1 protein-coding gene and 1 pseudogene are annotated in these 2,781 nt (G+C 43.8%); one reads left to right on the plus strand and one right to left on the minus strand.

Translation table 11 applies throughout. From position 1 onward, the window contains the following. A pseudogene (locus PX481_RS00355) lies at positions 1-655 on the minus strand (RNA-guided endonuclease InsQ/TnpB family protein); the annotation flags it as partial. Positions 656-894: 239 nt separating this feature from the next. On the opposite strand from PX481_RS00355, the gene PX481_RS00360 reads away from it, so the two are divergent. Further along, positions 895-2,640 (plus strand): VWA domain-containing protein, encoded by a 1,746-nt coding sequence (locus PX481_RS00360; protein WP_043999401.1) that lies wholly within the window; start codon positions 895-897, stop codon positions 2,638-2,640. The last annotated feature ends 141 nt before the right edge of the window (positions 2,641-2,781 follow it).

The raw sequence follows: 2,781 nt of genomic DNA on the forward strand, positions 1-2,781 counted from the left end.
CAGTCGTTTTTCTGACTTTCTTAAATAACGTGGATTCTCTACAGTATTACCTTCAGCATCGGTATAAAATTCCTTTAACCCTAGGTCAATTCCTGTTATTTGTCCCGTTGGTTTATGGTATTCTTGCCGCTCTACGTCAATCAAAAACTGACAATAATAACCATCAGCACGTCTAACAACTCTTACCCGTTTAATCTGTTGCTCTGAATAATAAACTAAGGTTTTTTGACTACACCATAAATCAAATTCTCCTGCTTTAAAGCCATCGGTGAACTTGATTTTACGTCGCTCATCAGATAGTTTGTAGCCCGTTAATTTGTATTCAACAGAACGGCTATGTTTTTTAAATCGAGGAAACCCCTTTTTCCCCGGTATCTGGGCATCGACAATTATGATAAAACCGATTAATTGATTGCCAGGCTCTATCAGCAGCCGATTGACGAGCTTGAGAGTTTAATTTCTTCACCCAAGGGGTCTCTTTATTGTTAGCTAGTACCGCACAAAGTTTTTGGAGATCATTGCGGGTTGTCCCTTGATTGGACCGCCAATAACGAACACAAGAGTTACGCACAAACTGAGAAGTTTTGATAGCTTCATCAAGCTGGTGATATTGCTCTGGTGTTCCGTTTTTTAGCTTTGCTTCTACGACTAGCATCTAACAATCCTCGACCATTGGCCAAATTAAGTATAACACAGTTTACCTACAAATGGTAGAATTAAAATCGGGCTTCGCAGTTAATATCCTGGTCGGATTTCATCCCCCGCAAAGGTTGATGTCTTGTCGAAAAATTTAGCGGGGGCATTCATCCGACATTTTAGGGAAATATGTTCTCATCCCATCTGCATTGATCCGAGTAACTTCGTGCTTTATTGGTTATTACTCTGTCAAGACTCATGATTAAACGCCAAAATCTTGCTTTTTCTCGTTATTTAACCTCAGTTACTCCCTTAACCGTCCTGTCTACCTTAGTATTTCTAGGTGCTTGTGGACAGCAACCCCAACAACAAGGAAGCCAACAACCCAGACAACAGGGACTTGAAGTCAAATTTCTCGTGGGAAGCGACCTAGCCCAATTCTGTCAGCAAGCAGCCACGAAATTGAACCAAAGCCAACCCAAACTCGCTAGCGGTGAAGCCTTTTACCTCAGTTGCGAAGCTAAAGGAAGCGGCGATGTGGTCCAAACGATTCTCTCGCTGGCCCAACAGTACCAAAATGGAACTCTCAAAGCCGATGCGCCCGAATTTCCCACCCTTTTATCCGTCGATGGCGAAATTTATCAGAGTCAACTCATCTACCAGATGAACAAGCTATTTCCCGGACAAAATTACATCCCGGAAATTACCGACTCACCCCTGATCGCCTACAGTCCGATGGTTTTCATGACAACCGCTGACCTCGCCAAGGGTTTAGAAAAAGTAGAAGATCCCTTCGTCGCCCTAGCTAAATTGGACAACTACCGCCAACTCGATCCCAAAGCCCCACCCCTCCCCATCACTTACGTCCACACCGCGCCTACCCGTTCTAATTCTGGCTTACAAACCCTGGTGGCCCAATTTGCTGCTGTAGCAGGTAAGCGCCCGGAAGATCTGACTGTAGCTGACGTAGAAAAATATCAGGGACAAATTCAACAGATCCAGAGTAAAATCACTCGCTATGGTACTTCTACCGCTTCCCTTGCCCAATCTATGGTCGCCAACGGACCCTTTTGGGCTTCGGTAGCCTCAGTTTACGAGTCTTTGGTAATTGCTGCTAACAGCCAAGCTGGTTCCAATCAAACGCGCTATCAAGCCGTCTATCCCAAGGCTACTTTCAGTTCCAATATGCGGGCAATTTTAGCCAATGCGCCTTGGATAAGTGACCGAGAAAAAGAAGCTGCTGAAAAGGTAATTGAATTCATTCTTTTGCCCGAAAACCAACAAATTGCCACAGATTTGGGACTGCGACCGGGTGTTCCAGGAGTAGCCTTGGGAAGCAAGTTTTCTGCTGAATTTGGCGTGAATCCTCAACCCACCTATGACTCTTACCGTTCGCCCCAACCAGAAGTAGTTGAAGCCATGCTTAAAAGCTGGCAAAATTATGCCAAGAAACCGTCGCAAGTAGCAGTAGTAATTGATACTTCTGGGTCGATGGAAGGGCAAAAACTGACATCAGTTAAGAATACTTTACTTAATTACGTTCAGAACCTGGGACCGAAGGAAAGAATTGCCCTAATTAGTTTCAATTCAGTTATTAACGAACCTGTGATTATAGAAGGAACTCCACAGGGGCGAGATCGCGGCATTGAATTTATTGGCCAACTGCGGTCCAGTGGTGGGACCAGACTTTATGATAGCGCCCTCTATGCCCGCAACTGGCTATCTCAAAATTTGCGGACTGATACTATTAATGCCGTGTTAATCTTAACTGATGGAGAAGATTCGGGGTCACAAATTAATCTGGATCAGTTGGAACAAGAGTTGCAAAAGAGTGGCTTTTCTTCCGATCAGCGAATTGCTTTCTTTACTATTGGTTATGGGAAAGAAGGAGAATTTAATCCCCAGGCTTTGCAAAAAATTGCCGAAGTTAACGGCGGTTACTATCGTCAAGGAGATCCAGCGACTATATCAACTGTGATGGGAGACTTGCAAGTAGAGTTTTAAGGCTCTTCGGTTTGTGTTATGCAATGGACGGGGATTATAAGGGATGTAACCCTTATATAGAAAGGCATTTAGCGATTTTTGTCAATTGTTTTTTATCTAGAGCGAACTAATCAATTAAGTCTCTTGCCAGATAAGGATTTA

Source organism: Microcystis sp. M53603_WE2, from assembly GCF_030065435.1.

Coding starts and splice junctions, on each gene's coding strand:
- PX481_RS00360 (WP_043999401.1), top strand. CDS start 895: ATGATTAAACGCCAAAATCTTGCTTTTTCTCGTTATTTAACCTCAGTT.